This window comes from Crenobacter caeni, assembly GCF_010435965.1.
GTDB lineage: Bacteria > Pseudomonadota > Gammaproteobacteria > Burkholderiales > Chromobacteriaceae > Craterilacuibacter > Craterilacuibacter caeni.
In genome coordinates, this window is record NZ_JAAGAA010000021.1 from 1 (window position 1) to 21,786 (window position 21,786).

The 21,786-nt window shown below is 66.8% G+C and carries 18 protein-coding genes and 4 tRNA genes; 7 read left to right on the forward strand and 15 right to left on the reverse strand.

The window, feature by feature from the left end; all coding sequences use genetic code 11:
* Positions 1–196: 196 nt before the first annotated feature.
* On the reverse strand, positions 197–2,869 hold the full coding sequence (gene rnr / locus GZH52_RS16095) for a ribonuclease R (protein WP_163317959.1): 2,673 nt from the start codon (positions 2,867–2,869) through the stop codon (positions 197–199).
* 68 nt (positions 2,870–2,937) lie between these two features.
* On the opposite strand from rnr, the gene GZH52_RS16100 reads away from it, so the two are divergent.
* The 4 genes from GZH52_RS16100 (at position 2,938) to GZH52_RS16115 (ending at position 3,401) form a co-directional block, all read left to right on the forward strand.
* Positions 2,938–3,024, forward strand: a tRNA-Leu gene (locus GZH52_RS16100).
* 46 nt (positions 3,025–3,070) lie between these two features.
* A tRNA-Leu gene (locus tag GZH52_RS16105) sits at positions 3,071–3,157 on the forward strand.
* Positions 3,158–3,195: 38 nt separating this feature from the next.
* Positions 3,196–3,282 (forward strand) — tRNA-Leu (locus tag GZH52_RS16110).
* 32 nt (positions 3,283–3,314) lie between these two features.
* Positions 3,315–3,401 (forward strand) — tRNA-Leu (locus GZH52_RS16115).
* Between the two features lie 112 nt (positions 3,402–3,513).
* Here the strand turns inward: GZH52_RS16115 and GZH52_RS16120 are convergent.
* The 12 genes from GZH52_RS16120 to GZH52_RS16175 form a co-directional block, all read right to left on the reverse strand.
* Positions 3,514–4,524, reverse strand: a complete 1,011-nt coding sequence (locus GZH52_RS16120; protein ID WP_163317960.1) for a proline racemase family protein — start codon at positions 4,522–4,524, stop codon at positions 3,514–3,516.
* Between the two features lie 143 nt (positions 4,525–4,667).
* Positions 4,668–6,068, reverse strand: coding sequence for a sodium:proton antiporter (locus GZH52_RS16125; RefSeq protein ID WP_432417447.1), 1,401 nt, complete (start codon positions 6,066–6,068; stop codon positions 4,668–4,670).
* 21 nt (positions 6,069–6,089) lie between these two features.
* Positions 6,090–6,479, reverse strand: a complete 390-nt coding sequence (gene gloA / locus GZH52_RS16130) for a lactoylglutathione lyase (RefSeq protein WP_163317962.1) — start codon at positions 6,477–6,479, stop codon at positions 6,090–6,092.
* Between the two features lie 27 nt (positions 6,480–6,506).
* Positions 6,507–7,211, reverse strand: coding sequence for a M48 family metallopeptidase (locus GZH52_RS16135; protein WP_349290668.1), 705 nt, complete (start codon positions 7,209–7,211; stop codon positions 6,507–6,509).
* A complete protein-coding gene (locus GZH52_RS16140; protein ID WP_163317963.1) occupies positions 7,177–7,956 on the reverse strand; it encodes a lysophospholipid acyltransferase family protein in 780 nt (259 codons plus the stop codon). Before GZH52_RS16140 ends, GZH52_RS16135 begins: the two co-directional genes overlap by 35 nt.
* Before the next feature lie 13 nt (positions 7,957–7,969).
* Positions 7,970–8,509, reverse strand: a complete 540-nt coding sequence (gmhB, locus tag GZH52_RS16145; RefSeq protein ID WP_163317964.1) for a D-glycero-beta-D-manno-heptose 1,7-bisphosphate 7-phosphatase — start codon at positions 8,507–8,509, stop codon at positions 7,970–7,972.
* Between the two features lie 51 nt (positions 8,510–8,560).
* Entirely contained in the window at positions 8,561–10,621 is a 2,061-nt protein-coding gene (glyS, locus tag GZH52_RS16150) for a glycine--tRNA ligase subunit beta (RefSeq protein WP_163317974.1), read from the reverse strand.
* A gap of 2 nt (positions 10,622–10,623) precedes the next feature.
* On the reverse strand, positions 10,624–11,052 hold the full coding sequence (locus GZH52_RS16155) for a surface-adhesin E family protein (protein WP_349290669.1): 429 nt from the start codon (positions 11,050–11,052) through the stop codon (positions 10,624–10,626).
* Position 11,053: 1 nt separating this feature from the next.
* Complete coding sequence (gene glyQ / locus GZH52_RS16160; RefSeq protein ID WP_163317965.1) at positions 11,054–11,947, reverse strand: glycine--tRNA ligase subunit alpha; 894 nt, start codon at positions 11,945–11,947, stop codon at positions 11,054–11,056.
* Between the two features lie 92 nt (positions 11,948–12,039).
* On the reverse strand, positions 12,040–13,413 hold the full coding sequence (gene hemG / locus GZH52_RS16165) for a protoporphyrinogen oxidase (RefSeq protein WP_163317966.1): 1,374 nt from the start codon (positions 13,411–13,413) through the stop codon (positions 12,040–12,042).
* Positions 13,414–13,556: 143 nt separating this feature from the next.
* The gene (gene tdh, locus GZH52_RS16170) at positions 13,557–14,582 is read right to left on the reverse strand and encodes an L-threonine 3-dehydrogenase (protein WP_163317967.1); all 1,026 of its coding nucleotides are present in this window, start codon (positions 14,580–14,582) and stop codon (positions 13,557–13,559) included.
* 58 nt (positions 14,583–14,640) lie between these two features.
* A complete protein-coding gene (locus tag GZH52_RS16175; protein WP_163317968.1) occupies positions 14,641–15,840 on the reverse strand; it encodes a glycine C-acetyltransferase in 1,200 nt (399 codons plus the stop codon).
* Between the two features lie 269 nt (positions 15,841–16,109).
* Here GZH52_RS16175 and nrdD point away from each other — a divergent pair, with 269 nt between their 5' ends.
* Both nrdD and nrdG read left to right on the forward strand, forming a co-directional pair.
* Positions 16,110–18,227: an anaerobic ribonucleoside-triphosphate reductase gene (gene nrdD / locus GZH52_RS16180; protein WP_163317969.1), complete on the forward strand. Its 2,118-nt coding sequence runs from the start codon at positions 16,110–16,112 to the stop codon at positions 18,225–18,227.
* A 48-nt stretch (positions 18,228–18,275) separates the two neighbouring features.
* Positions 18,276–18,788: an anaerobic ribonucleoside-triphosphate reductase-activating protein gene (nrdG, locus tag GZH52_RS16185; RefSeq protein WP_163317970.1), complete on the forward strand. Its 513-nt coding sequence runs from the start codon at positions 18,276–18,278 to the stop codon at positions 18,786–18,788.
* Here nrdG and GZH52_RS16190 read toward each other — a convergent pair.
* Together GZH52_RS16190 and GZH52_RS16195 are read right to left on the reverse strand one after the other, a co-directional pair.
* Positions 18,763–19,260, reverse strand: coding sequence for a hypothetical protein (locus GZH52_RS16190; RefSeq protein WP_163317971.1), 498 nt, complete (start codon positions 19,258–19,260; stop codon positions 18,763–18,765). The two genes, nrdG and GZH52_RS16190, sit on opposite strands and share 26 nt — an antisense overlap.
* A gap of 19 nt (positions 19,261–19,279) precedes the next feature.
* Complete coding sequence (locus GZH52_RS16195; protein WP_203525814.1) at positions 19,280–20,056, reverse strand: DUF2092 domain-containing protein; 777 nt, start codon at positions 20,054–20,056, stop codon at positions 19,280–19,282.
* A 241-nt stretch (positions 20,057–20,297) separates the two neighbouring features.
* Between GZH52_RS16195 and GZH52_RS16200 the strand changes: the two genes are divergently transcribed.
* Complete coding sequence (locus GZH52_RS16200) at positions 20,298–21,626, forward strand: serine hydrolase domain-containing protein (RefSeq protein WP_163317972.1); 1,329 nt, start codon at positions 20,298–20,300, stop codon at positions 21,624–21,626.
* Positions 21,627–21,786 lie beyond the last annotated feature (160 nt).

A 21,786-nucleotide genomic window follows, 5' to 3' on the forward strand; every position in this document is an offset into this window, starting at 1 on the left:
TCGTTTCCTTCTTCTTGCAGTGCAAGTGTTGGCTGCGCCAAGCACTCACACCTATCGGTTGTTCGTTCTGTTAAAGAGCAGTGACGTTTCGCGTTGTGTGCGTTGCGTCGAGGTGGCGAACTATACGGGGACGCCCGGCCTGCGTCAACACCTTTCGGCGACTCAAACGACACAAACCGGACAAGCCATTGAAAGATCAGCTGTTTTCCACGGCATCTCCCTCGCCGCCGGCAGGCTTGCGCCGGCGACGACGCGGGCGCGGCTTCGCGTCCGTTCCGCTTTCGGCCATCCCCGCATCTTCGGACGCAGCCTCCGCCGGCATCGCGGCGGCGGCATCGCCATTGGAGACAGGCGGCTCCACATCCTTTGCCGAAGCTGCGGCATCACCTTCGCCTACAGCCCCCTCGCCAGACGCGGCGTCGCCTGCAGGCACACGGCGGCGACGACGTTTGGCGGTCGTACCGGCAACCGGCTCTGCGACCTCTCCCTCTTTAGAGGCAGACGCCGCCGACACCACCGCGGCAGCCTCGTCACTAGCGGCGGGCACTTCCGCATCCTTTGCCGCTGCGGCGGCATCATCTACGCCGGACGCTCCCGAGACAGACGCGGCATCGCCAGCAGTCGAGCCTCGGCGGCGACGGCGACGCTTGGCACTCGTCCCGGCGACGGGTTCGGCAGGCACCTCTTCCGGCGCATCCGGCGTGACTAACGCGAAGTCGATGCGTGCGGCGTCGAGGTCGGCACGCACAACCTTCACCTGCAGACGGTCGCCCAACTGGTAGCGCGCACCGCTGCGCTCGCCGACGATCGCCTGCTGTTCCTTGCGGAAGTGGAAGTAGTCACGTCCCAGTTCGGAGATATGGACCAGCCCTTCCACGTGCACGCCGTCGAGCAGCACGAACACGCCGAAACCGGTGACCGCCGAAATCTTGCCTTCGAAGACCTCGCCGATCTTGTCGCGCATATAGTAGGTCTTCAGCCAGGCCTCGACGTCACGGCTGGCGTCGTCGGCACGGCGCTCGGCCATCGAGCAGTGCACACCCATCTCGGCCCACTTGCGCGCGGGTTTGTACTTGAGGCCTTCCAGTGTCGCCTTGATCGCGCGGTGCACCAAGAGATCGGGATAGCGGCGGATCGGCGAGGTGAAGTGCGCGTACGCGGTATAGGCCAGGCCGAAGTGCCCCTTGTTGTCGGGCGTATAGACAGCCTGCTGCATCGAGCGCAACAGCATGGTCTCCAGCACCTCTGCGTCCGGCCGGCTACGGATGGTCGCGGCCAGATGCGCGTAGTCGGCGGTGGTCGGCTGGTCACCCCCTTCCAGGGTCAGGCCCACCCCGCCCAGGAAGGCGCGCAGGTTCTCGAGTTTTTCGGGAGTTGGCCCCTCGTGCACGCGGTACAACACCTTGCGCCGGTGCGTGGCGATAAAGTCGGCTGCGCAGACGTTGGCCGCCAGCATGCACTCCTCGATCAGGCGGTGCGCGTCGTTGCGCACCACCGGCACGATCTCGTCGATCTTGCACGACTCGTTGAACAGCATCTGCGTCTCGACCGTGTCGAACTCGATCGCGCCGCGCTTCTCGCGCCGTGCGAGCAAGAGCTTGAACACCGCATAAAGCGCGTCGATCTCTGCGCGCAGCGGGTGCTCGCTGCCGTCCTGCAGCCACTGCCAGACCTGCCCGTAGGTCAGGCGTGCACGCGAGCGCATCACCGCGGGGTAGAAGCGGTACGCCTTGACCTTGCCGCGCGCGCCCAACTGCATGTCGCACACCATGCACAGGCGATCGACGTCGGGGTTCAGCGAGCAGATGCCGTTGGACAAGGCCTCGGGCAGCATCGGAATCACCCGCCGCGGGAAGTAGACCGAGGTCGCGCGCTCGTACGCGTCCACATCCAGCGCGTCCCCCGGCTCCACATAGTGGCTGACGTCGGCGATGGCGACGACCAGCCGCCAGCCCTTGCCGGCACGTTCGGCGTACACCGCGTCGTCGAAGTCGCGCGAAGTCTCGCCGTCGATGGTGACTAGCGGCATCTCGCGCAAGTCGATGCGCCCGGCCATGTCTTTCTTGCGCACCTTCTTCGGGGTTGCCTTGGCCTGCGCGAGCGCAGCCTCGCTGAAACGGTGCGGCAAGTCGTGCTTTCTCAGCGCGATCTCGATCTCCATGCCCGGGTCGGCGTAGTCGCCGAGCACCTCGGTCACCCGACCGACCGGCAGCCGATGCGGGCCCGGGTATTCGACGATGCCGAGCACGACCACCTGCCCGTGCGTCGCCCCGCCCTCGCCGCCCGGTTCGACCAGGAAGTCCTGCGCGATGCGCCTATCTTCGGCACGCGCGGTCCACACCCCGTGTTCGGAGTAGACGCGCGCGACGACTTCGGTCAGCGCGCGCTCGAGCACCTCGACCACCCGACCCTCGCGCCGGCCGCGCCTGTCCGGCGCGCCGGGGCGCACCATCACGGTGTCGCCGGGCAGCAGCTGGCGCATCTCGCGCTCGCCCAGATAGAAGTCGCCGCCCTCGCCCTCCAGCGGCATGGCAAAGCCGTAACCGTCGCGGTGCGCGGCCACCCTGCAGCGAACCAGGTCGAGCTTGTTCGCCGCGCAGATCGCGCCCTTGCGGTTGATCACCACCTCGCCGCTGCGCTCCATCGCCGCGAGGCGGCGGCTGAAGTTCGCCTGCTCGTCCGCCCCGATTTCCAGCAAGGCGGAAAGCTCGGCCGCGAACATCGGCACGCCGTGTTCGGCCAGTTGTTGCAGGATGAATTCGCGGCTGGGCAGAGGGTGCTCGTACTTGAGCTTTTCGCGTTCAAGATGAGGATCCTGCTGGCGCAGGGACGGAATATTGCGATTTTTTTTGGGAATAGGCGTTGACATTCGCTGGGAGCTCAATATAATTCGCACTTCGTTGCTGCACTGTAACGCAGATCATACAGTAAAGCGTAGCCCAGGTGGCGGAATTGGTAGACGCACTAGGTTCAGGTCCTAGCGCCCGCAAGGGTGTGGAAGTTCGAGTCTTCTCTTGGGCACCAATCGCTTTTAGTTTGATCGCTGCAGTACGGTAACTGTTTTGTTCTGGCCCAGGTGGCGGAATTGGTAGACGCACTAGGTTCAGGTCCTAGCGCCGGCAACGGTGTGGAAGTTCGAGTCTTCTCCTGGGCACCAGCACAAAACACAGACAATGCGGTTTCGCACTTTGGCATGCCCAGGTGGCGGAATTGGTAGACGCACTAGGTTCAGGTCCTAGCGCCGGCAACGGTGTGGAAGTTCGAGTCTTCTCCTGGGCACCAGCGATACCGCAAATGTCGAAATACTCTGTAGTGCCCAGGTGGCGGAATTGGTAGACGCACTAGGTTCAGGTCCTAGCGCCCGCAAGGGTGTGGAAGTTCGAGTCTTCTCTTGGGCACCAAGGAATTTATAAAGGTCAGCGCTTGCGCTGGCCTTTTTCCGTTTCTGCCCTCCCCCACCGCAGAAACAGGCAAGGCCGGCATCGCTGCCGGCCCAGTCCGTTGCCGCCTTCCCTACTTCAGCATGAAGCCGTGACGTACCGGATCGCGCTCGTCGATCAGGAGCTGGTTAAAACCGGTGATATACGCCGCGCCGCTGACCTGCGGCAGGATCGCATCGTAAACGCCGACTTGGGTATACCCCAGCACGCGTCCGTGAAAACGGGTACCGATGATGCTCTCGTTGACGAAGGTCTCGCCCTTGGCGAGCAGGCCGCGCGCGGCGAGGCACGCCATCTTGGCGCAGGTGCCGGTGCCGCACGGCGAGCGGTCGAGCTGACCGTCGCCAAACACCACCACGTTGCGGCAACTGGCCCCCTCCCCCGCGTCGGCGTGGCTGTAGAGCTCGACCAGGTCAATGCTGTCGATGTGCGCAAGCTCGGGGTGGCGCACCGTTAGCGCCGCATTGGCCGCGTCGCGCAGGCGCGCGCCCAGTTCGGCCAGCGCCGCCGCGTTCTCCGGCACCAGCGCGAGCCCCAACTGCGACGCGTCTACCAGCGCAAAGAAGTTGCCGCCGAAGGCGACGTCCATGCGCACGCTCCCCAGCCCCGGCACGTCGACCACGGCGTCCAGGTGCGCGACGAAGGCCGGGATATTGGCGATCGCCACCTCGCGCACCCGCCCGTTGCTAACCTCGGCCTCGGCGCGCACCAGCCCGGCCGGCGTCTCCAGCGTCAGATGCGATACCCCCTCGTCCATCGGCACGATGCCGGTCTCCATCGCGACGGTCACCGCAGCGATCGAGCCGTGCACGCACATATTGAGGTAACCACCGCTGTCTAGGAACAGCACGCCAAGGTCGGCGTCGTCGCGGGTCGGCGCGAGCAGCATCGAGCCGAACATGTCGGCGTGGCCGCGCGGCTCGAGCATCACCGCCGTGCGCAGGTAGTCGAGTTCGCGCTGGAACCACGCGCGCTTGGCGGGCATGTCGCGCCCGGGGATGAACGGCATGCCGCCGGTGAGTACCCGCGCCGGCTCCCCTGCCGTATGCGCGTCGACCGCCTGCACCAGGTTGGAAAACTTCATGTCGCCTCCGGCCGGCTCGTACCGGCGATATAGATATCGATGGCTATTTATAAATGAAGCCTTCATCGCCCCCCTTGGCGCAGGTCAAACGCGCATGAAAAAGGCCCGCCATCGGGCGGGCCTGGTGCAGCAGGAACGGCTAATCAGAAGAACACGAAGGTGAGCAGCGCGAACACCGGCAACAGGAAGCAGATCGACCACGCCATATAGCCGAAGAAACTCGGCATCTTGACGCCGCGCTGTTCGGCGATCGCCTTCACCATGAAGTTCGGCGCGTTACCGATATAGGTGTTGGCGCCCATGAACACCGCGCCCATCGAGATCGCCAGCAGGGTGTCGGCCATCGGGCCCATCATGGTCTGCGCATCGCCGTGCGCAAGGTTGAAGAACACCAGGTAGGTCGGCGCGTTGTCGAGGAAGCTCGACAGGATGCCGGTCATCCAGAAGTACATGGTGTCGATCGGCGCGCCAGAGCTGTCGGACACCATATGCACCAGCGGCGCCAGGTGGCCTTCGGTACCGGCACGCAGGATGGCGATCACCGGCGCGATGGTCACGAAGATGCCGGCGAACAGCTTGCCCACTTCGAGGATCGGGTCCCAGTTGAAGTCGTTGCCCGCGCGCACCTGCTTGGGCGTGAGCAGCAACGACGCGCCGGCGATCGCCAGCAGCAGGCCGTCACGCACCATGTTCTGCAGCTCCCAGTGGGTGCCCATCACGTCGAAGGACACGCCCGGCTTCCAGAAGCCGGACAGCAGCACACCACCGACCACGCCCGCCAGCAGCAGGAAGTTGAACTTGCCGTGCAGTGCGATCGGCGCGTCCGGGGTCGGGTCACGCGGCTCGACGCCCTCCTTGGCGAAGAAGTAGCTGTCGACCGCGTAGAAGATCGCCAACAGGATCAGCGCGGTGAGGAACACCGGTGCCGCCATGTGCAGCATGGTCCAGCCGAAGGTCACGCCCTTGAGGAAGCCCAGGAACAGCGGCGGGTCACCCAGCGGGGTCAGGCCGCCGCCGACGTTGGCGACCAGGAAGATGAAGAACACCACCACGTGCACGTTGTGCTTACGGTTGTCGTTGGCCTTCAGGAGCGGACGGATCAGCAGCATCGCCGCGCCGGTGGTCCCCATGATCGACGCGAGCACGGTACCGATCGCCAGGATGCCGGTGTTGAGCTTGGGCGAGCCGTGCAGGTTGCCCCACACCAGGATGCCGCCGGACACCGTATACAGCGCCAGCAGCAGGATGATGAAGGGGATGTACTCGGCGATCAGCGCATGCACGACCAGCGCGGCCGACGCGCCGAAGCCGAACACGGCGATGAACGGGACCAGGAAGCACACCGTCCACAGCGCGGTGATCTTGCCGAAATGGTGGTGCCAGAAGCCCGGCGCGAAGATCGGGAACAGCGCGATCGACAGCAGGATGGCCGCGAACGGCAGCCCCCACATCAGGCTGAGCGTCGCGCCGTCGAGCTCGGCGGCACTGGCCAGCGCGGGCAGCAGGCCCAGCGTGGCGGCCACAAGCGTTTTCTTGAACATCATGTCTCCGTGAATGCGGCGCCCTTAACGGGTGCCTTTTTGAATGAATTCGATCTTGTAGCCGTCCGGGTCCTCGACGAAGGCGATCACGGTGGTGCCGTGCTTCATCGGGCCGGCTTCGCGCACGACCTTGCCGCCCTTGGCGCGCACCGCGTCGCACGCGGCGTACGCGTCGTCGACCTCGACGGCGAGGTGGCCGAACGCGTTGCCCATTTCGTAGCTTGCGGTGTCCCAGTTATGGGTGAGTTCGATGACGGTGTTGCTGTCCTCGTCGCCGTAGCCGACGAAGGCCAGGGTGAAGCGGCCGTCCGGGTAGTCCTGGCGGCGCAGCAACTGCATGCCGAGCACGTCCTGGTAGAAGGCCAGCGAACGGTCGAGCTCGCCGACCCGCAGCATGGTATGCAGCAAACGCATGGATGGATCTCCTGTTTTGGTAAGGGTTCAGCCGAAGCTGAACAATGACGCGCCGTGGGTCTTTAACCAGTCCCTATCTGCGCGCCACGATGGATGTAAACGATCAACTTCAGACCAGAAGGCCGCCGAATGATTCATATGCATGAGGTGCGCGAGCTCGTGCGCGACGACATACGAGAGCACCGCCGGCGGCGCCATCACCAGCCGCCAGTTCAGCCTGACCACGCCCGCAGCATTGCACGAGCCCCAGCGCGAACGTGCGGATGATAGACGCCACGCGGCAGGCTTGCGCATCAGGGACGGCCCGAATGCCGCGAGGCTCTCGTTAAATACCGTGCGGGCGCGGCTCTGCAGCAGCGCCGAGAGCCGCGCGCGCAGCGCTTCCGCGTCGGCCAGTTCCCGCGCCGGAACAGTCAGGCAGGCGGCCCCGTCGGTGAAACGCAGGCCGGCGCGCGTGCCGGCGCGGCACTCCAGCGCGAGCGCCCTGCCCTGCCACAAAAGCGAAGCTGGCGGCGTTTGCCCGGCCCTGCGCGCCGCGCGGTAGCGCTCGAGCAGCCAGCCTTTCTTCTGTTCGAGCCAGTCGGCGAGCCAGGCGACCGGCACCGCCGGGTCGGCGATCAGTTCGGCACCCGCCGCGCCGACACGCAGCGACACCCGCTTGCGCGGGCGGCGGATCAGCGTCAGCGGCAGGCCCAGTTCAGGCAGGCTGGACGCAGGCACGGCGCGCGGCACGCTCTTTCGGGTCGGCGTACGGACCGACGCCACCGATCTCGCGCTGGCGCGCCTCGATCCAGGCTTCCGCCTGCTTCATCAACCCCTCGGGGCCCGTCTCGGCTTCGGGCAGGATGGGCTCGCCGATCACCACGGTGATCTCGCCCGGGTGCTTGAAGAAGGCGTTGCGTGGCCAGAATTCACCGGCGTTGTGCGCGACCGGTACCAGCGGCATGTCGAGCTGCTTGGCCATGCGCGCGGCGCCCAGCTTGTACTTGCCGGGTGCGCCCGGACGCACGCGGGTGCCCTCCGGGAACACGGTGATCCAGAACCCCAGCTCCTTGCGCGCGAGGCCCTGCTCGAGCATCTGCCGGTTGGCATTGGCGCGGTCGCTGCGGTTGATCATGATCGCGTTGGTCAGCCACAGCCCCCAGCCGAACAGCGGGATCCACAACAGCTCGCGCTTGGCGACGTAGATCTGCGGCGGGAAGATCTTCTGCAGCGCCAGCGTCTCCCAGCCGGACTGGTGCTTGGAGCAGATGATGGACGGCACGGCCGGGATGTTGCCGGCGCCAATCACGCGGTATCGCAAGCCGACCACATGCTCGAGCAGCCACAAAAGCGACATCGCCCAAGTCTGGCCGAAGATGTGGCGCTTGCGCCGGGGCAGCCAGCAAAACACGAACATGCCGGCAAAGCACAAGGGCGTGAGCACCGCCACGCCCAGCCAGTAAATCAAGTTGCGAATCAGAAGACCCAGGCTCATGCGTACGTCCTTGTCAGCAGGTGGCGATCAGGTGGGCGGCAGCGTCGAACAGGGTATCGAACACCAGCGTGCCCTCGGGCAGATTGCCGGCGGCGAGCGTCTTCTCGCCCTTGCCGGTGCGCACCAGGATGGGCTGGCCGCCGACCGCGGCGACCGCCTCCAGGTCGCGCAGGCTGTCGCCGATCAGCGGCAGGCCCTCGGCGCGCACGTTAAAGCGCTCGATGATGTCGTGCACCATGCCCGGCAAGGGCTTGCGGCAGCCGCACTTGTCGTTCGCGGTATGCGGGCAGATGAAGATCGCGTCGATGCGCCCGCCGGCCTGGCCGACCAGCCGGTGCATCTTTTCGTGCATCGCGTTGAGCGCGGCCATGTCAAAGTAGCCGCGGCCGATGCCCGACTGGTTGGTCGCCACCACCACATGCCAGCCGTCCTGCGTCAGGTTGGCGATCGCCTCCAGGCTCCTGGGCAGCGCCATCCACTCGTCGACGCTCTTGACGAAGTCGTCGCGGTCCTGGTTGATCACGCCGTCGCGGTCGAGAATCACTAGTTTCATCGCACATAAAGCGGACGGCCCGCCAGAAGCGGGCCGTCCGCCTGTCCTCCCTTAGTCGGCCAACAGCGAAATGTCGGCCACGCGGTTGAAGAGCTCGGCCAGGCGAGCCAACAGCGCGATGCGGTTCGCACGCACCGCCGCGTCGTCGGCCATCACCATCACGCCGTCGAAGAACGCGTCGACCGGCGCCTTCAGGCTGGCAAGCTGCGACAGCGCGCCTTCGAAGTCGTGCGCGGCGAACTTGGCGTCGACCTCGGGGGCAATCGCCTCGATCGCGGCGAACAGCGCGCGCTCGGCGTCTTCGGCGAACAGCGCGGGGTTCACGCTGCCCACCGCACCTTCGGCCTTCTTCAGGATGTTCTTCACGCGCTTGTTGGCGGCGGCGAGTGCGGCGGCTTCCGGCAGCGCCTTGAAGCCGGCGACCGCGGCGAGCACCGCGCGCACTTCGTCCAGGCGGGTCGGCGCGAGCGACAGTACGGCGTCGATCTCGTCGGCCTTATACTCGGCGGCCAGCAGGTGCTTCAGGCGCTCCTGGCAGAAGGCGACCACTTCGTCGACAGTGCCCTCGGCGAGCAGGCCGGCCGGGAACGCGGCGGCGGTTTCAGCGACCAGCGCGCGCAGGTCGAGCGGGGTTTCCATCACCATGCGCAGCACGCCAAGGGCGGCGCGGCGCAGCGCGAACGGGTCCTTGTCGCCGGTCGGGATCAGGCCGATGCCCCAGATGCCGACGATGGACTCGAGCTTGTCGGCCAGCGCGACGGCGGTCGCGACCTTGCCTTCGGGCAGGGTGTCGCCAGCGAAGCGCGGGTGGTAGTGGCCCTCGATGGCGGCGGCCACTTCACCGGTCTCGCCGCCAATGCGCGCGTAGTACATGCCCATCACGCCCTGCAGCTCGGGGAACTCGCCGACCATGTCGGTGACGAGGTCGGCCTTCGCGAGGCGCGCGGCGCGGCGCGCGGCGGCCTGATCGGCCCCCAGGGCACCGGCGAAGGCGGCGGACAGCGCCTCGAGGCGTTCGACACGCTCAAGCTGCGAGCCGATCTTGTTGTGGTAGACGACGCCGGCAAGCTTGGGCAGGCGCGCGTCGAGCGTCTGCTTCTGGTCCTGCTCGAAGAAGAACTTGGCGTCCGACAGGCGCGCGCGCAGCACGCGCTCGTTGCCCTGCACCACGTGGATCGGGTCGGCCGCCTCGATGTTGGACACCAGCAAGAAGCAGTTCATCAGCTTGCCGGCAGCGTCCAGGAGCGGGAAGTACTTCTGGTTCTGCTGCATGGTCAGGATCAGGCATTCCTGCGGTACCTTGAGGAACTCGGCCTCGAAGCCGGCCTCCAGCACCACCGGCCATTCGACCAGCGCGGTGACTTCATCCAGCAGCGCGTCGTCGGCGGCGATGGTCGCGCCGAGTACGGCGGCGGCGTCACGCAGGCGCTTGCCGATCAGCTCGCGGCGCGCGGTGAAGCTGGCGACCACCTTGCCGGTCTCGAACATCGTCTTCGCGTAGGCGTCGGCGTGCTCGACGAACACTTCGCCCTCGCTCATGAAGCGGTGGCCGCGGGTCGCGTTGCGGCTCTTCAGGCCCAGCACCTCGCCGTCGACGACGGTCTCGCCCCACAGCATCATCAGCCCGTGTACCGGACGGACGAACTGGTGCTCGAGGTCGCCCCAGCGCATCAGCTTGGGTGCCGGCAGCTTCTTCAGCGCGAGCTCGACAACGCCGGCGAGCACCGCCGACAAGGGCTCGCCCGCCTTCACGCTCTGGTACGCGTACACGTCCTGCTTGCCGTCGTTCAGGGTGGTCAGCTCGGACACGGCGACGCCGCACGAGCGCGCGAAGCCTTCCAGCGCCTTGGAGGGCACACCGTCCTTCATGCCGGCGGCAAGCGACGGGCCCTTGCGCACGATGGTCTGCTCGGGCTGCAGGTTGAGCACGCCGGGCAGGCTGACCGCCAGGCGGCGGGGGCTGGCGAACACGGTCGCTTCGGCGTCGGCGCCGGCAAAGCCCATGCGCTTGAGTTCGTCGGCGATGGTGGTGGCAAAGCTGTCGGCGAGGCGCTGCAGCGCCTTGGGCGGCAGCTCCTCGGTCAGCAGTTCGATAAGCAGCGTCTGTTGCATGGTCATGGTGTTTTCTTGCTGTGGGCGGTTCTTGCGAGCCGGCACACCTCGGCGAACATCGCCGCGGCGACCGACCCCCGGTCTACATCCTGCCAGGCCCAGTCATACTCGGGCAGCGGGAACATCTGCGCGTACACGCTCTTGCCGTCCAGCCGGTAGTAGCTGGCGGAGACAAAGGCGTAGCGCTGCCTGTTGCAGTCGGCCCAGCCTTCGAGCCGGCGGATGTGGTAGTCGATCGCCAGCTCCTTCGAGCGCTGGCGTTCGGTGAACCGCTCCTGGTTCACAAAGTGGACTCTGCCCTTGTCGTGCCAGACGCTCTTCGCGTCGATCGCCAGTTGCAGCGCCGGGCCTTCGTCGTAGACACGCCAGTCGGCGGCGGCCGCGAAGGCCGGCGCGAGCGCCAGCAGCATCAGGGGCAGGCGAAGCGTCACGTCAGTTAGCCTTGGGGCACATCGGGAAGCCGAGCGCCTCGCGCGACGCGTAGTACGCCTGGGCGACGCCGCGCGAGAGCGCACGCACGCGGCCGATATAGGCGGCGCGTTCGGTCACCGAGATCGCGCCGCGCGCGTCCAGCAGGTTGAAGCTGTGGCCGGCCTTGAGCACCATCTCGTACGCGGGCAGCGCAAGCGGGATCTCCAGCAGGCGCTTGGCCTCGGACTCGTAGTAGGCGAACAGCTCGAACAGCTTGTCGACGTTGGCGTACTCGAAGTTGTAGGTCGACTGCTCGACCTCGTTCTGGTGGTAGACGTCGCCGTAGGTGACGCGCTGGCCGTTCGGGTACACCGTCCACAACAGGTCGTACACGTTCTCGACGCCCTGCAGGTACATGGCCAGGCGCTCGATGCCGTAGGTGATCTCGCCCAGCACCGGCTTGCAGTCGAGGCCGCCGACCTGCTGGAAGTAGGTGAACTGCGTCACTTCCATGCCGTTGAGCCAGACCTCCCAGCCGAGGCCCCACGCGCCGAGGGTCGGGTTCTCCCAGTCGTCCTCGACGAAACGGATGTCGTGCACGGTCGGGTCGATGCCCAGTTCCTTGAGCGAACCCAGGTAGAGTTCCTGGATATTGTCCGGGCTGGGCTTGAGAGCCACCTGGAACTGGTAGTAGTGCTGCAGGCGGTTCGGGTTCTCGCCGTAGCGGCCGTCCTTCGGGCGGCGCGACGGCTGCACGTATGCGGCATTCCACGGCTCGGGGCCGATTGCGCGCAGGCAGGTGGCCGGGTGGGACGTCCCCGCGCCCACCTCCATGTCGAAAGGCTGCATGATCACGCAGCCTTGCCGGTTCCAATAGTTCTGCAGCGTGAGGATGATTTCCTGGAAGGTCAGCATGGCGGTTCGTCGTTTTAGAATCAAAGGACGATTCTAACGGCGAACAGGCCACGGGAAAAGCAAACACCGGCGGGAAGCCCCGCCGGCGTTGCTTACGGCATCACGACCAGCTCGTCGGCGATCGTTTCGGCCAGTTGCCGGCCCTTGGCGATGCAGTCGGGCACCGACACCCCGTCAAGGTAGGACGCGCACAGATACACCCCCTGCGCGGCCAGCCGCGCCGACGCCTCGCGCACCGCCAGCACTTCACGGCTCCCCTGCGCGATCGCGGCGGGCCAGCGCACCACATGCTGCGCGCGCGGCGTGCCGACCATCCCCAACAGCGAAGCGAGCTCGGCGTTGAGCGAAGCAAGCAAGGGTTCGTCGGCAAGCGTCGCGTTGGCAGCGTACTGCTCGCCGCCGACGAAGCTGGTTACCAGCACCTCGTCTTCGGCGCAGCGCCCGGGGTAGAGCGCGCCGGTCATCAGGTGGCCGGCGGCGAACGCGCCCTCGCAGGCCGGGTTGAGCCCGCCGAAGCCCTCGAGCGGACGGGTGAGGTCGGCCCGCGCGATGCGGCTGACCACCACCGTCATCGGCGCGTAGCGCACCGCGGCGAGCGCCTCGGCCGCCGCCGCGTCGACGCCTTCGAGCAGGCGCGCCGCCGCGAACGCGGGCAGCGCGAGCACCACCTTTTGCGCGTGCACGCGCGCGTTGCCGGTCTCGACCCACCAAGTACCGTCCGCATCGCGCTCGAGCGCCATCACCGGGCAGCTCAGCCGCACGTCCAGATTGCGGGCGAGCGCGCGCGGCAGCGCCTCCAGCCCGCCCTTGAGCGAATAGGTGTCGCGCCGGCGCAAGCCGCCCGCGCGCGCGCGCCGCCACATGCCGCCGGTGATCGAGCCGGCCTCGCGCTCGGCCCGTGCCAATAGGCCCAGCGTCTCGCCGACCAGGAGCTTCTCCGGGTCGCCGGCGAACACGCCGCCGACGAAGGGGTTGACCGCCTTGTCGAGCACCTCGCCGCCCAGGCGGCGGCGGATGAAGTCGGCGACCGTCTCGGCATCGGACAGTGGCGCGTTGCGCCGCCACGGCTCGCTCAGGATGTGCGCCTTGGCGCGCCAGCTGAAGAAGTCGCCGAACAAAAAGCTCACCGGGCCGGCCGGCAGCGGGCGGTAGCACCCCTTTTGCAGCACGTAGCGTTTTTTCGACAGCTTCGACGGGTACTCGACCGACAGCCCGAGCGAGGCGAGCCACTCGAGCTGCGCGCCGTCGGCCAGCAGGGTGTTCGGGCCGCCCTCGTAGCAGGCGCCGCCCGCCTCGAAGCTCATGATCTTGCCGCCGACGCGGCTGGCCGCCTCGTACACGCGCACGGCCACCCCCTCTTGCGCGAGGTGCCACGCCGAGGACAGGCCGGAGATGCCGGCGCCGGCAACCAGCACCGTCGGGTCCTCCTGGCCGGGGAAAGTTTGCAAGCTGTTGGTATCGTTCATCTGACAAGCATGCCGCAAAGGGCAGTCCAAACAGTTGACGGCGGTCAAGGCGGCGCGGCGCGCCGCCTTGACCGCCCTTCAATCAAAAAAAGCCCGCTTGCGGCGCAAGCAGGCTTGGTTCCGTCCCGGACGGAAGCCCGGGTTTACTGCCAGTCGAGGATGACCTTGCCGCTGTGGCCGGAGAGCATCGCCTCGAAGCCCTGGCGGTAGTCGTCGACCTTGAAATGGTGGGTGATGATCGGGCTGATGTCGAGGCCGGACTGGATCAGCGCGACCATCTTGTACCAGGTCTCGAACATCTCGCGGCCGTAGATGCCCTTGATCTCGAGGCCCTTGAAGATCACCTGGTTCCAGTCGATCGCGGTGTCGGCCGGCGGGATGCCCAGCAGCGCGATCTTGCCGCCGTTGTTCATCACTTCCAGCATCTGGCGGAACGCGTGCGGGTTGCCCGACATCTCGAGGCCGACGTCGAAGCCCTCGCACATGTGCAGCTCGCCCATCACCGCCTTCAGGTCTTCCTTCGCGACGTTGACCGCGCGGCTGGCGCCCATCTTGCGGGCGAGGTCGAGGCGGTAGTCGTTGACGTCGGTGACCACCACGTGGCGCGCGCCGACGTGGCGGGCGACGGCGACCGCCATGATGCCGATCGGGCCGGCGCCGGTGATCAGCACGTCCTCGCCGACCATATTGAACGACAGCGCGGTGTGCACCGCGTTGCCGAACGGGTCGAAGATGGCAGCCAGGTCGTCCGAGATGCCGTCGGGGATCGGGAAGGCGTTGAACGCCGGGATCACCAGGTACTCGGCGAACGCGCCGGCGCGGTTGACGCCGACGCCGACCGTGTTGCGGCACAGGTGGCGGCGGCCGGCGCGGCAGTTGCGGCAGTGGCCGCAGGTGATGTGGCCTTCGCCGGAGACGCGGTCGCCAAGCTTGAAGCCCTTCACTTCCGAGCCCATGCCGGCGACGACGCCGACGTACTCGTGGCCGACGTGCATCGGCACCGGGATGGTCTTCTGCGACCACTCGTCCCAGTTCCAGATGTGGATGTCGGTGCCGCAGATCGCGGTCTTGGTGATCTTGATCAAGAGGTCGTTCGGGCCGACCTCGGGCATCGGCACGTCGGTCAGCTCAAGACCCGGCGCCGCCTGCAGTTTGGCAAGTGCTTTCATCTCTCTACATCCTTCTTCTTTGCGGTGCCGCGCGGAACGCCCCCGCGCGGCGGCCGCCTTAAATGACGCCCAGCTCGCGGCCGACACGGGTGAACGCCTCGATGGCGCGGTCGATCTGCTCGAAGCTGTGCGCGGCGGACATCTGCGTGCGGATGCGCGCCTTGCCCTTGGGCACCACCGGGAACGAGAAGCCGACCACGTACACGCCCTCGGCGAGCAGGCGCGACGCCATTTCGCCGGCGAGGCGCGCGTCGCCCAGCATCACCGGGATGATCGGGTGCTCGCCCGGCACCAGCGTGAAGCCGGCCGCGCTCATGCCGGCGCGGAAGCGCTCAGCGTTGGCCTTAAGCTTCTCGCGCAGCGCGCGGCCCTCGTCGCCCTGCAGGATCTCCAGCACCCTGACGCTGGCCGCGGTGATCGCCGGCGCCAGCGAGTTGGAGAAGAGATAAGGGCGCGAGCGCTGGCGCAACAGCGCGACAATCGCCGCGCGGCCGGACACGTAGCCGCCCGAGGCGCCGCCGAGCGCCTTGCCCAGCGTGCCGGTGTAGATGTCGACGCGGTCCGACACGCCGCACAGCTCGGGGGTGCCGGCGCCGGTGTCGCCGATGAAGCCGACCGCGTGCGAGTCGTCGACCATCACCAGCGCACCGTGGCGCTCGGCCAGATCACAAATGGACTTGAGGTCGGCGATGATGCCGTCCATCGAGAACACGCCGTCGGTGACGATCAGCTTGAAGCGCGCGCCGGCGGCGTCGGCCGCCATGAGCTGCGCCTCGAGGTCGGCCATGTCGTTGTTCGCGTAGCGGAAGCGCTTGGCCTTGCACAAGCGCACGCCGTCGATGATCGACGCGTGGTTGAGCGCGTCGGAGATCACCGCGTCCTCCTCGCCCAGCAGCGTCTCGAACACGCCGCCGTTGGCGTCGAAGCAGCTCGAATAGAGGATGGTGTCGTCGGTGCCGAGCAGGCCGGAAATGGCGCGCTCGAGGTCCTTGTGCACGGTCTGCGTACCGCAGATGAAACGCACCGACGCGCAACCGTAGCCGTAGTCGTCCAGCCCCTGCTTGGCCGCGGCGATCAGGCGCGCGTCGTCGGCGAGGCCGAGGTAGTTGTTGGCGCAGAAGTTCAGCACATGCGCGCCGTCCGAGAGCGCGACGTCGGCGCTCTGCGGGGTGGCGATCACGCGTTCGGGCTTCTCGAAGCCGTCAGCCTTGATCTGGGCGAGCGTGGCTTCGAGGTGGGCGAGGTAGGTGTGGTTCATCGTGCATCCTTGTCCAGAAGCGGCACTGTCAATGTAGGCGCCCGCCGCCATGCGCGGCGCCGGGCGCTAAATACGCGAAGGCGTGAGAATACCCCCGCATCCGAATATTTGAAAGCAAGCATACTCTGGCTTAAAGTACGCCCCCTCGCGCGAAAACCTGTCCTGGATCAATACCTGACAGCGTCCAAACTGCTTCAATGCCGCAACATTTTGACAAGAAACGATAGCGTTAACCATATGTAGTGGTTGACGCAGCCAGCAAGGAACTCATGTCCACCGTGATCATCAAGCGCGACGGTTGCCGCGCCCCCTTCGAGCGCGCGCGCATCGCCGACGCCGTGCTCGCCGCCAGCACCGCCGCCGGCCACGCCGACCCCGACCTCGCCGAAGGCATCGCCCGCACGCTCGAGGCCGCGCTTGAGGCGCGCGCCGAAGTCGACATCCACGAAGTGCAGCAGCGCGTTGAGGACGCGCTGATGACCGTCGCGCCCGCCGTCGCGCGCCGCTATATCGAGTACCGCCACGACCGCGACCTCGCCCGCGAGGCGCGCGGCCGCCTGGCGCGCGACATCGCCGGCCTGATCGAGCAGAACGACAGCGCGCTGCTCAACGAAAACGCCAACAAGGACGCCAAGGTGATCCCGACCCAGCGCGACCTGTTGGCCGGCATCGTCGCCCGGCACTACGCGCTGACCCGCCTGTTGCCGCGTGCCGTCGCCCGCGCGCACGAGGCGGGCGAGCTGCACTTTCACGACCTCGACTACTCGCCGTTCTTCCCGATGTTCAACTGCATGCTGATCGACCTCGAAGGCATGCTGACGCGCGGCTTCAAGATGGGCAACGCCGAGATCGACACCCCGCGTTCGATCACCAGCGCCACCGCGGTCACCGCACAGATCATCGCGCAGGTGGCCAGCCATATTTACGGCGGCACCACCATCAACCGCATCGACGAGGTGCTCGCGCCCTACGTCAGCCTCAGCCACGCCAAGCACCGCGCGGTCGCCGAGGAATGGGGCGTCGCCGATATCGACGGCTACGCGATGGCACGCACCGAGAAGGACTGCCACGACGCGTTCCAGTCGCTCGAGTACGAGGTGAACACCTTGCACACCTCGAACGGGCAGACGCCGTTCGTCACCTTCGGCTTCGGGCTGGGCGAGAGCTGGCAGGCGCGCATGATCCAGCGCGCCATCCTCACCAACCGCATCGAGGGGCTGGGCAAGAACCGCAAGACCGCGGTGTTCCCCAAACTGGTGTTCGCGATCCGCGACGGGCTCAACCACAAGGCGGGCGACCCCAACTACGACATCAAGCAGCTGGCGCTCGAATGCGCGAGCCGGCGCATGTACCCGGACATCCTCAACTACGACGAGGTGGTGCGCGTCACCGGCTCGTTCAAGACGCCGATGGGCTGCCGCTCCTTCCTGTCGCGCTGGGAGAAGGACGGCGTCGAACAGCACGAAGGCCGCAACAACCTGGGCGTGGTCAGCCTGAACCTGCCGCGCATCGCCATCGAGGCGGCCGGCGACGAGGCGCGCTTCTGGCAGTTGCTGGACGAACGTCTGGAAGTGGCGCGCGAGGCGCTGAACTACCGCATCGAGCGGCTGAAAGGCGTGAAGGCGCGCGTCGCGCCCATCCTCTATATGGAAGGCGCGTGTGGCGTACGCCTGAAGGCCGACGACGACGTCAGCGAGATCTTCAAGGACGGCCGCGCGTCGATCAGCCTGGGTTACATCGGCCTGCATGAAACCGTCAACGCGCTCTATGGCGCCACCGGCCATGTCTACGACAGCGAGGCGCTGCGCGCCAAGGCGGTCGCCATCGTCAAGCGCCTGCGCGAAGCGACCGACGCATGGAAGATGGAAACCGGCTACGGCTTCAGCCTGTACGCGACGCCGTCGGAAAACCTGTGCTCGCGCTTTTGCCGGATCGACGCGCGCGACTTCGGCGCCATCGCCGGCGTCACCGACAAGGGCTACTACACCAACAGCTTCCACCTCGACGTCGAAAAGAAGGTCAATCCCTTCGACAAGATCGACTTCGAGGCGCCGTACCCGCCCCTCTCCAACGGCGGCTTCATCTGCTACGGCGAGTACCCCAACCTCAGGCACAACGTCGAGGCGCTGGAAGACGTGTGGGACTACAGCTACCGCAAGGTGCCGTACTACGGCACCAACACGCCGATCGACGAGTGCTACGACTGCGGCTTCACCGGCGAGTTTGCCTGCACCAGCAAGGGCTTCGTCTGCCCGTCGTGCGGCAACCACAACCCCTCGAGGGTGTCGGTGACGCGCCGCGTGTGCGGCTACCTGGGCAGCCCGGACGCGCGCCCGTTCAACGCGGGCAAGCAGGAAGAAGTCAAACGCCGCGTCAAGCACCTGTAAACGCGGTGCCGCGCCAGCCCCAGGGCGGGCGCGGCACGAGGAGACCCCGTGAACTACCAGCAGTACTACCCGGTCGACGTGGTGAACGGCCCCGGCACCCGCGCGACGCTGTTCGTGTCCGGCTGCGAACACCGTTGCCGCGGCTGCTACAACGCTGTGACCTGGAAGGCCGACAGCGGTCTGCCGTTCGACGCCGCGATGGAAGACAGGGTGATCGCGGATCTTAACGACACCCGTATCCGCCGGCGCGGGCTGTCGCTTTCCGGCGGCGACCCGCTGTTTGCCCCCAACCTCGCCGCCGTCAAACGGCTGCTCACGCGCGTGCGCGCCGAGTGCCCGGGCAAGGACGTGTGGTGCTGGACCGGCTACACGCTGGACCAGCTGACCCCCGCGCAGCGCGAAGTGGTGGCGCTTATCGACGTACTGATCGACGGCAAGTTCGAGCAGGAGCAGGCCGACGCCAACTTGGTGTGGCGCGGCAGCCGCAACCAGGTCATTTACGACCGCCGCGCCCATTACGGGGTAGAGCTGGTTCTCAGTACGGCGGATTCACCACGATGAACTGCGTACCCTGCGGCTGGTACCAGGTATTGCCGCAGCGCTGGTAAACCACGCCCCCATGGTTGACCGGCACACAATTCGCCGGCACCGAATTGACGATGGAGCCGACGACGGCCGCCGTGACCGCGACAGTCGCGCCGACCGCGACGGCCGTCGCCACCGGGTGATAATCGTCATCCCAACCACCGTAACAGCAGCCATCGCGGTCGACATCGATATCGCGGTCGACATCGACGTTGACGTTGCGGTTGACGTTGACGTTGTTGACGCTACGGCTGCGGACATTGGCCGTGCGCGCGTCGGCAGGACGCCTTGGCACGTCGGCGTGCTTCGGCACGGAGGGCTTGGCGTGGACGGCCTTGCCCGGCTTTTGCAAAGCCCGGCCGGCCGCCGCCGGTGCGGCTGGCAGCAACAGCGGCAGCGCGCACAGCGCAGCAGACACCAGCACGGAAAAACGGGAGCGTTCGGACATGGTGGTCTCCGTCGCGGCTTCAGGGTTGCTTGGCGTCGGCTGCGCGCACAGGCAGAACCACCTGCCTTGCGCCAGCCGGCGGCACGAAAGTGAAACGCTGCCCGCTAAACGCGGGCGAGAGCTTCCAGTCGATCAGGCTGACCGATTGCGGCCTGGCCTCGTCGCCACGGTAGGTGATCGCGAGCTTGCGCGGCAGCGGCGGCCCCTCCGCCGCGATCCAGAGCTGCCAGTCGGCCTTGCCCTGACGGAACGCGTAGTGGTCGCACAACACGCCGTCGACGTCCGCCTGCCCGGCGTACATCGCCGAGCTGATCCGCTGGAAAGGCGCATCGGGGCTGCCCCAGATAAACAGGTCGGCCAGCGGCAACTCCACGCCGTAATACTGCTCGAGCCGCTCGACCAGCGCCTCCAGCGAGCCGTCAAACGGCACGCTTGAATATTCGCCAAGCTGCGGGGAGTACAAGGTGAGCAGCTGGCCGTTGTAAAAGAGCTCGCGCGGCTTGCGCCCCTCCGTCAGGATGCGCAGATGGCGCGGACGCTCGACTTCAAGCGTGGCTCTGGCCGTATGCTGCAGTTTCTGGCCGTCGGCGAGCACCCGCTCGCCCATGACCGTCGTCCTGATCTCGAAACGCTTTTGCTGCTCGAGAAACCGCCCCATCCCGCGCAAGGCCTCGATCGCCTGCGGATCGACGGCGGGCGCGGCCTGCTGGCCAGGCGCCGGGGGCGTCTGCGCCGTTACCTGGCAAGGGAGGGACAGCAGGGCCAGCATGCCGCCCGCAAAGAGTAAACGTACCATCGGCAAACCTCCTGGAGGCAAAGGGCTGGCCGCCTGAGTGCAGCCTGCGTCCATTCTAGGCACGCCGCGAGCAGGTGCAGCCGCCCAGAAACAGCCCGTGGCGCCTGCCTAGACCGGACGGGGGATGCGCCAGCCGCGCGCGCGGTATGACTATGTCCAAGAAAGCAAAAACTACCCATCTTCCGGCTTAACCTTTAGGATGCGTGCCCCCGTATCCGCCACCGTAGCAAGGAACCACCGCATGACAGTCCGCGCCCCTCGCCCCCTCGCCCGCCTGCTGCCGGGCCTGGCCCTGCTCTGCGCCGCGCTCACCGCGCAGGCCGCCGCCCCGGCCTACCCGGACGCCGCCAACAGCGACCCAGTGAAGCTCGGCTGGATGGTCGGCTCGCCGCCGCCGGCCGACAAGCAAATCCGCTTCGCCGACGGCAGCTACTTCCGCTTCCCGCAACTGCGCTGGACCGTCTCGCACTTTCGCGAGCTGATGCCGACGGTCGGCGTCTCGCGCGGCGTAGGTGCGCCGGGCAAGCTCCAGTACGCGCTGCGGAACGACATCGACGCGCTGACCTTCACGCCGACCGGCGCGAGCCAGCCGATGACGTGGCAGGACTCGCTCGCCGCCAACTACACCGACGGCATCGTGGTGCTGCACAAGGGCCGCGTCGTCTACGAGCGCTACTTCGGCTCGCTCACCCCCACCGGCCAGCACGGCGCGATGTCGGTGACCAAGAGCTTCGTCGGCACCCTCGCCGCCTTACTGGCGGCCGAAGGCAAGCTAGACCCGGCGCGCAAGGTCGCCGACTACGTGCCGGAACTCGCGAAGTCGGGCTTCGGCGACGCGACGGTGCGCCAGCTGATGGACATGACCACCGGCATCCGCTTCAGCGAGAACTACGCCGACCCCAACGCCGAAGTGTGGCAGCACGCCAACGCCGGCAACCCGCTGCCCAAACCGGCCGGTTACCAGGGCCCGCAGTCCTACTACGAGTTCCTGCCGACCATCCACGGCGAAGGTAAACACGGCGAGGCGTTCGGCTACCGCACCGCCAACACAGACGCCCTGGGCTGGGTGATCGCGCGCGCCAGCGGCAAGAGCGTGCCGCAACTGATGTCGGAGAAGATCTGGCAGAAGCTCGGCGCCGAGCAGGACGCGTACATGACCGTGGATTCGACCGGCACCGCGTTTGCCGGCGGCGGCCTCAACACCGGTCTGCGCGACCTCGCCCGCTTCGGCGAGATGCTGAGGAATAACGGCACCTACAACGGCCAGCAGATCGTGCCGGCCGCCGCGGTGGCCGACATCCGCAAAGGCGGCGACAAAGCCGCGTTCGCCAAGGCCGGCTACAGCCAGTTGCCGGGCTGGAGCTACCGCAATATGTGGTGGGTCAGCCACAACCCGCACGGCGCCTTCATGGCGCGCGGCGTACACGGCCAGGCGCTGTACATCGACCCGACCGCGCAGATGGTCATCGCCCGCTACGCGTCCTACCCGGTCGCCAGCAACAAGGCGATCGACCCCACCTCGCTGCCGGCCTACCACGCGCTGGCGCTGCACCTGATGGGCAAGCGCTGACACGCCCCCCATACAAATGGCCGGCATCCCGCCGGCCATTAATGTGATGGTCAGCCTGAACTCCAACAGCCCAGCAGGCTACGCTTGCTGGGCTGTTTCCAATTCGGCGCGGAGGATCATCATGGCAAACATCGCACTTTTCGGTCTGGACATCGGCAAG

What these genes read in the sequence shown, in the direction of transcription:
- rnr (WP_163317959.1), bottom strand. Translation starts at nt 2,869, where the DNA reads ATGTCAACGCCTATTCCCAAAAAAAATCGCAATATTCCGTCCCTGCGC.
- GZH52_RS16120 (WP_163317960.1), bottom strand. Translation starts at nt 4,524, where the DNA reads ATGAAGTTTTCCAACCTGGTGCAGGCGGTCGACGCGCATACGGCAGGG.
- GZH52_RS16125 (WP_432417447.1), bottom strand. Translation starts at nt 6,068, where the DNA reads ATGATGTTCAAGAAAACGCTTGTGGCCGCCACGCTGGGCCTGCTGCCC.
- gloA (WP_163317962.1), bottom strand. Translation starts at nt 6,479, where the DNA reads ATGCGTTTGCTGCATACCATGCTGCGGGTCGGCGAGCTCGACCGTTCG.
- GZH52_RS16140 (WP_163317963.1), bottom strand. Translation starts at nt 7,956, where the DNA reads ATGAGCCTGGGTCTTCTGATTCGCAACTTGATTTACTGGCTGGGCGTG.
- gmhB (WP_163317964.1), bottom strand. Translation starts at nt 8,509, where the DNA reads ATGAAACTAGTGATTCTCGACCGCGACGGCGTGATCAACCAGGACCGC.
- glyS (WP_163317974.1), bottom strand. Translation starts at nt 10,621, where the DNA reads ATGCAACAGACGCTGCTTATCGAACTGCTGACCGAGGAGCTGCCGCCC.
- glyQ (WP_163317965.1), bottom strand. Translation starts at nt 11,947, where the DNA reads ATGCTGACCTTCCAGGAAATCATCCTCACGCTGCAGAACTATTGGAAC.
- hemG (WP_163317966.1), bottom strand. Translation starts at nt 13,413, where the DNA reads ATGAACGATACCAACAGCTTGCAAACTTTCCCCGGCCAGGAGGACCCG.
- tdh (WP_163317967.1), bottom strand. Translation starts at nt 14,582, where the DNA reads ATGAAAGCACTTGCCAAACTGCAGGCGGCGCCGGGTCTTGAGCTGACC.
- GZH52_RS16175 (WP_163317968.1), bottom strand. Translation starts at nt 15,840, where the DNA reads ATGAACCACACCTACCTCGCCCACCTCGAAGCCACGCTCGCCCAGATC.
- nrdD (WP_163317969.1), top strand. Translation starts at nt 16,110, where the DNA reads ATGTCCACCGTGATCATCAAGCGCGACGGTTGCCGCGCCCCCTTCGAG.
- GZH52_RS16190 (WP_163317971.1), bottom strand. Translation starts at nt 19,260, where the DNA reads ATGTCCGAACGCTCCCGTTTTTCCGTGCTGGTGTCTGCTGCGCTGTGC.
- GZH52_RS16195 (WP_203525814.1), bottom strand. Translation starts at nt 20,056, where the DNA reads ATGGTACGTTTACTCTTTGCGGGCGGCATGCTGGCCCTGCTGTCCCTC.
- GZH52_RS16200 (WP_163317972.1), top strand. Translation starts at nt 20,298, where the DNA reads ATGACAGTCCGCGCCCCTCGCCCCCTCGCCCGCCTGCTGCCGGGCCTG.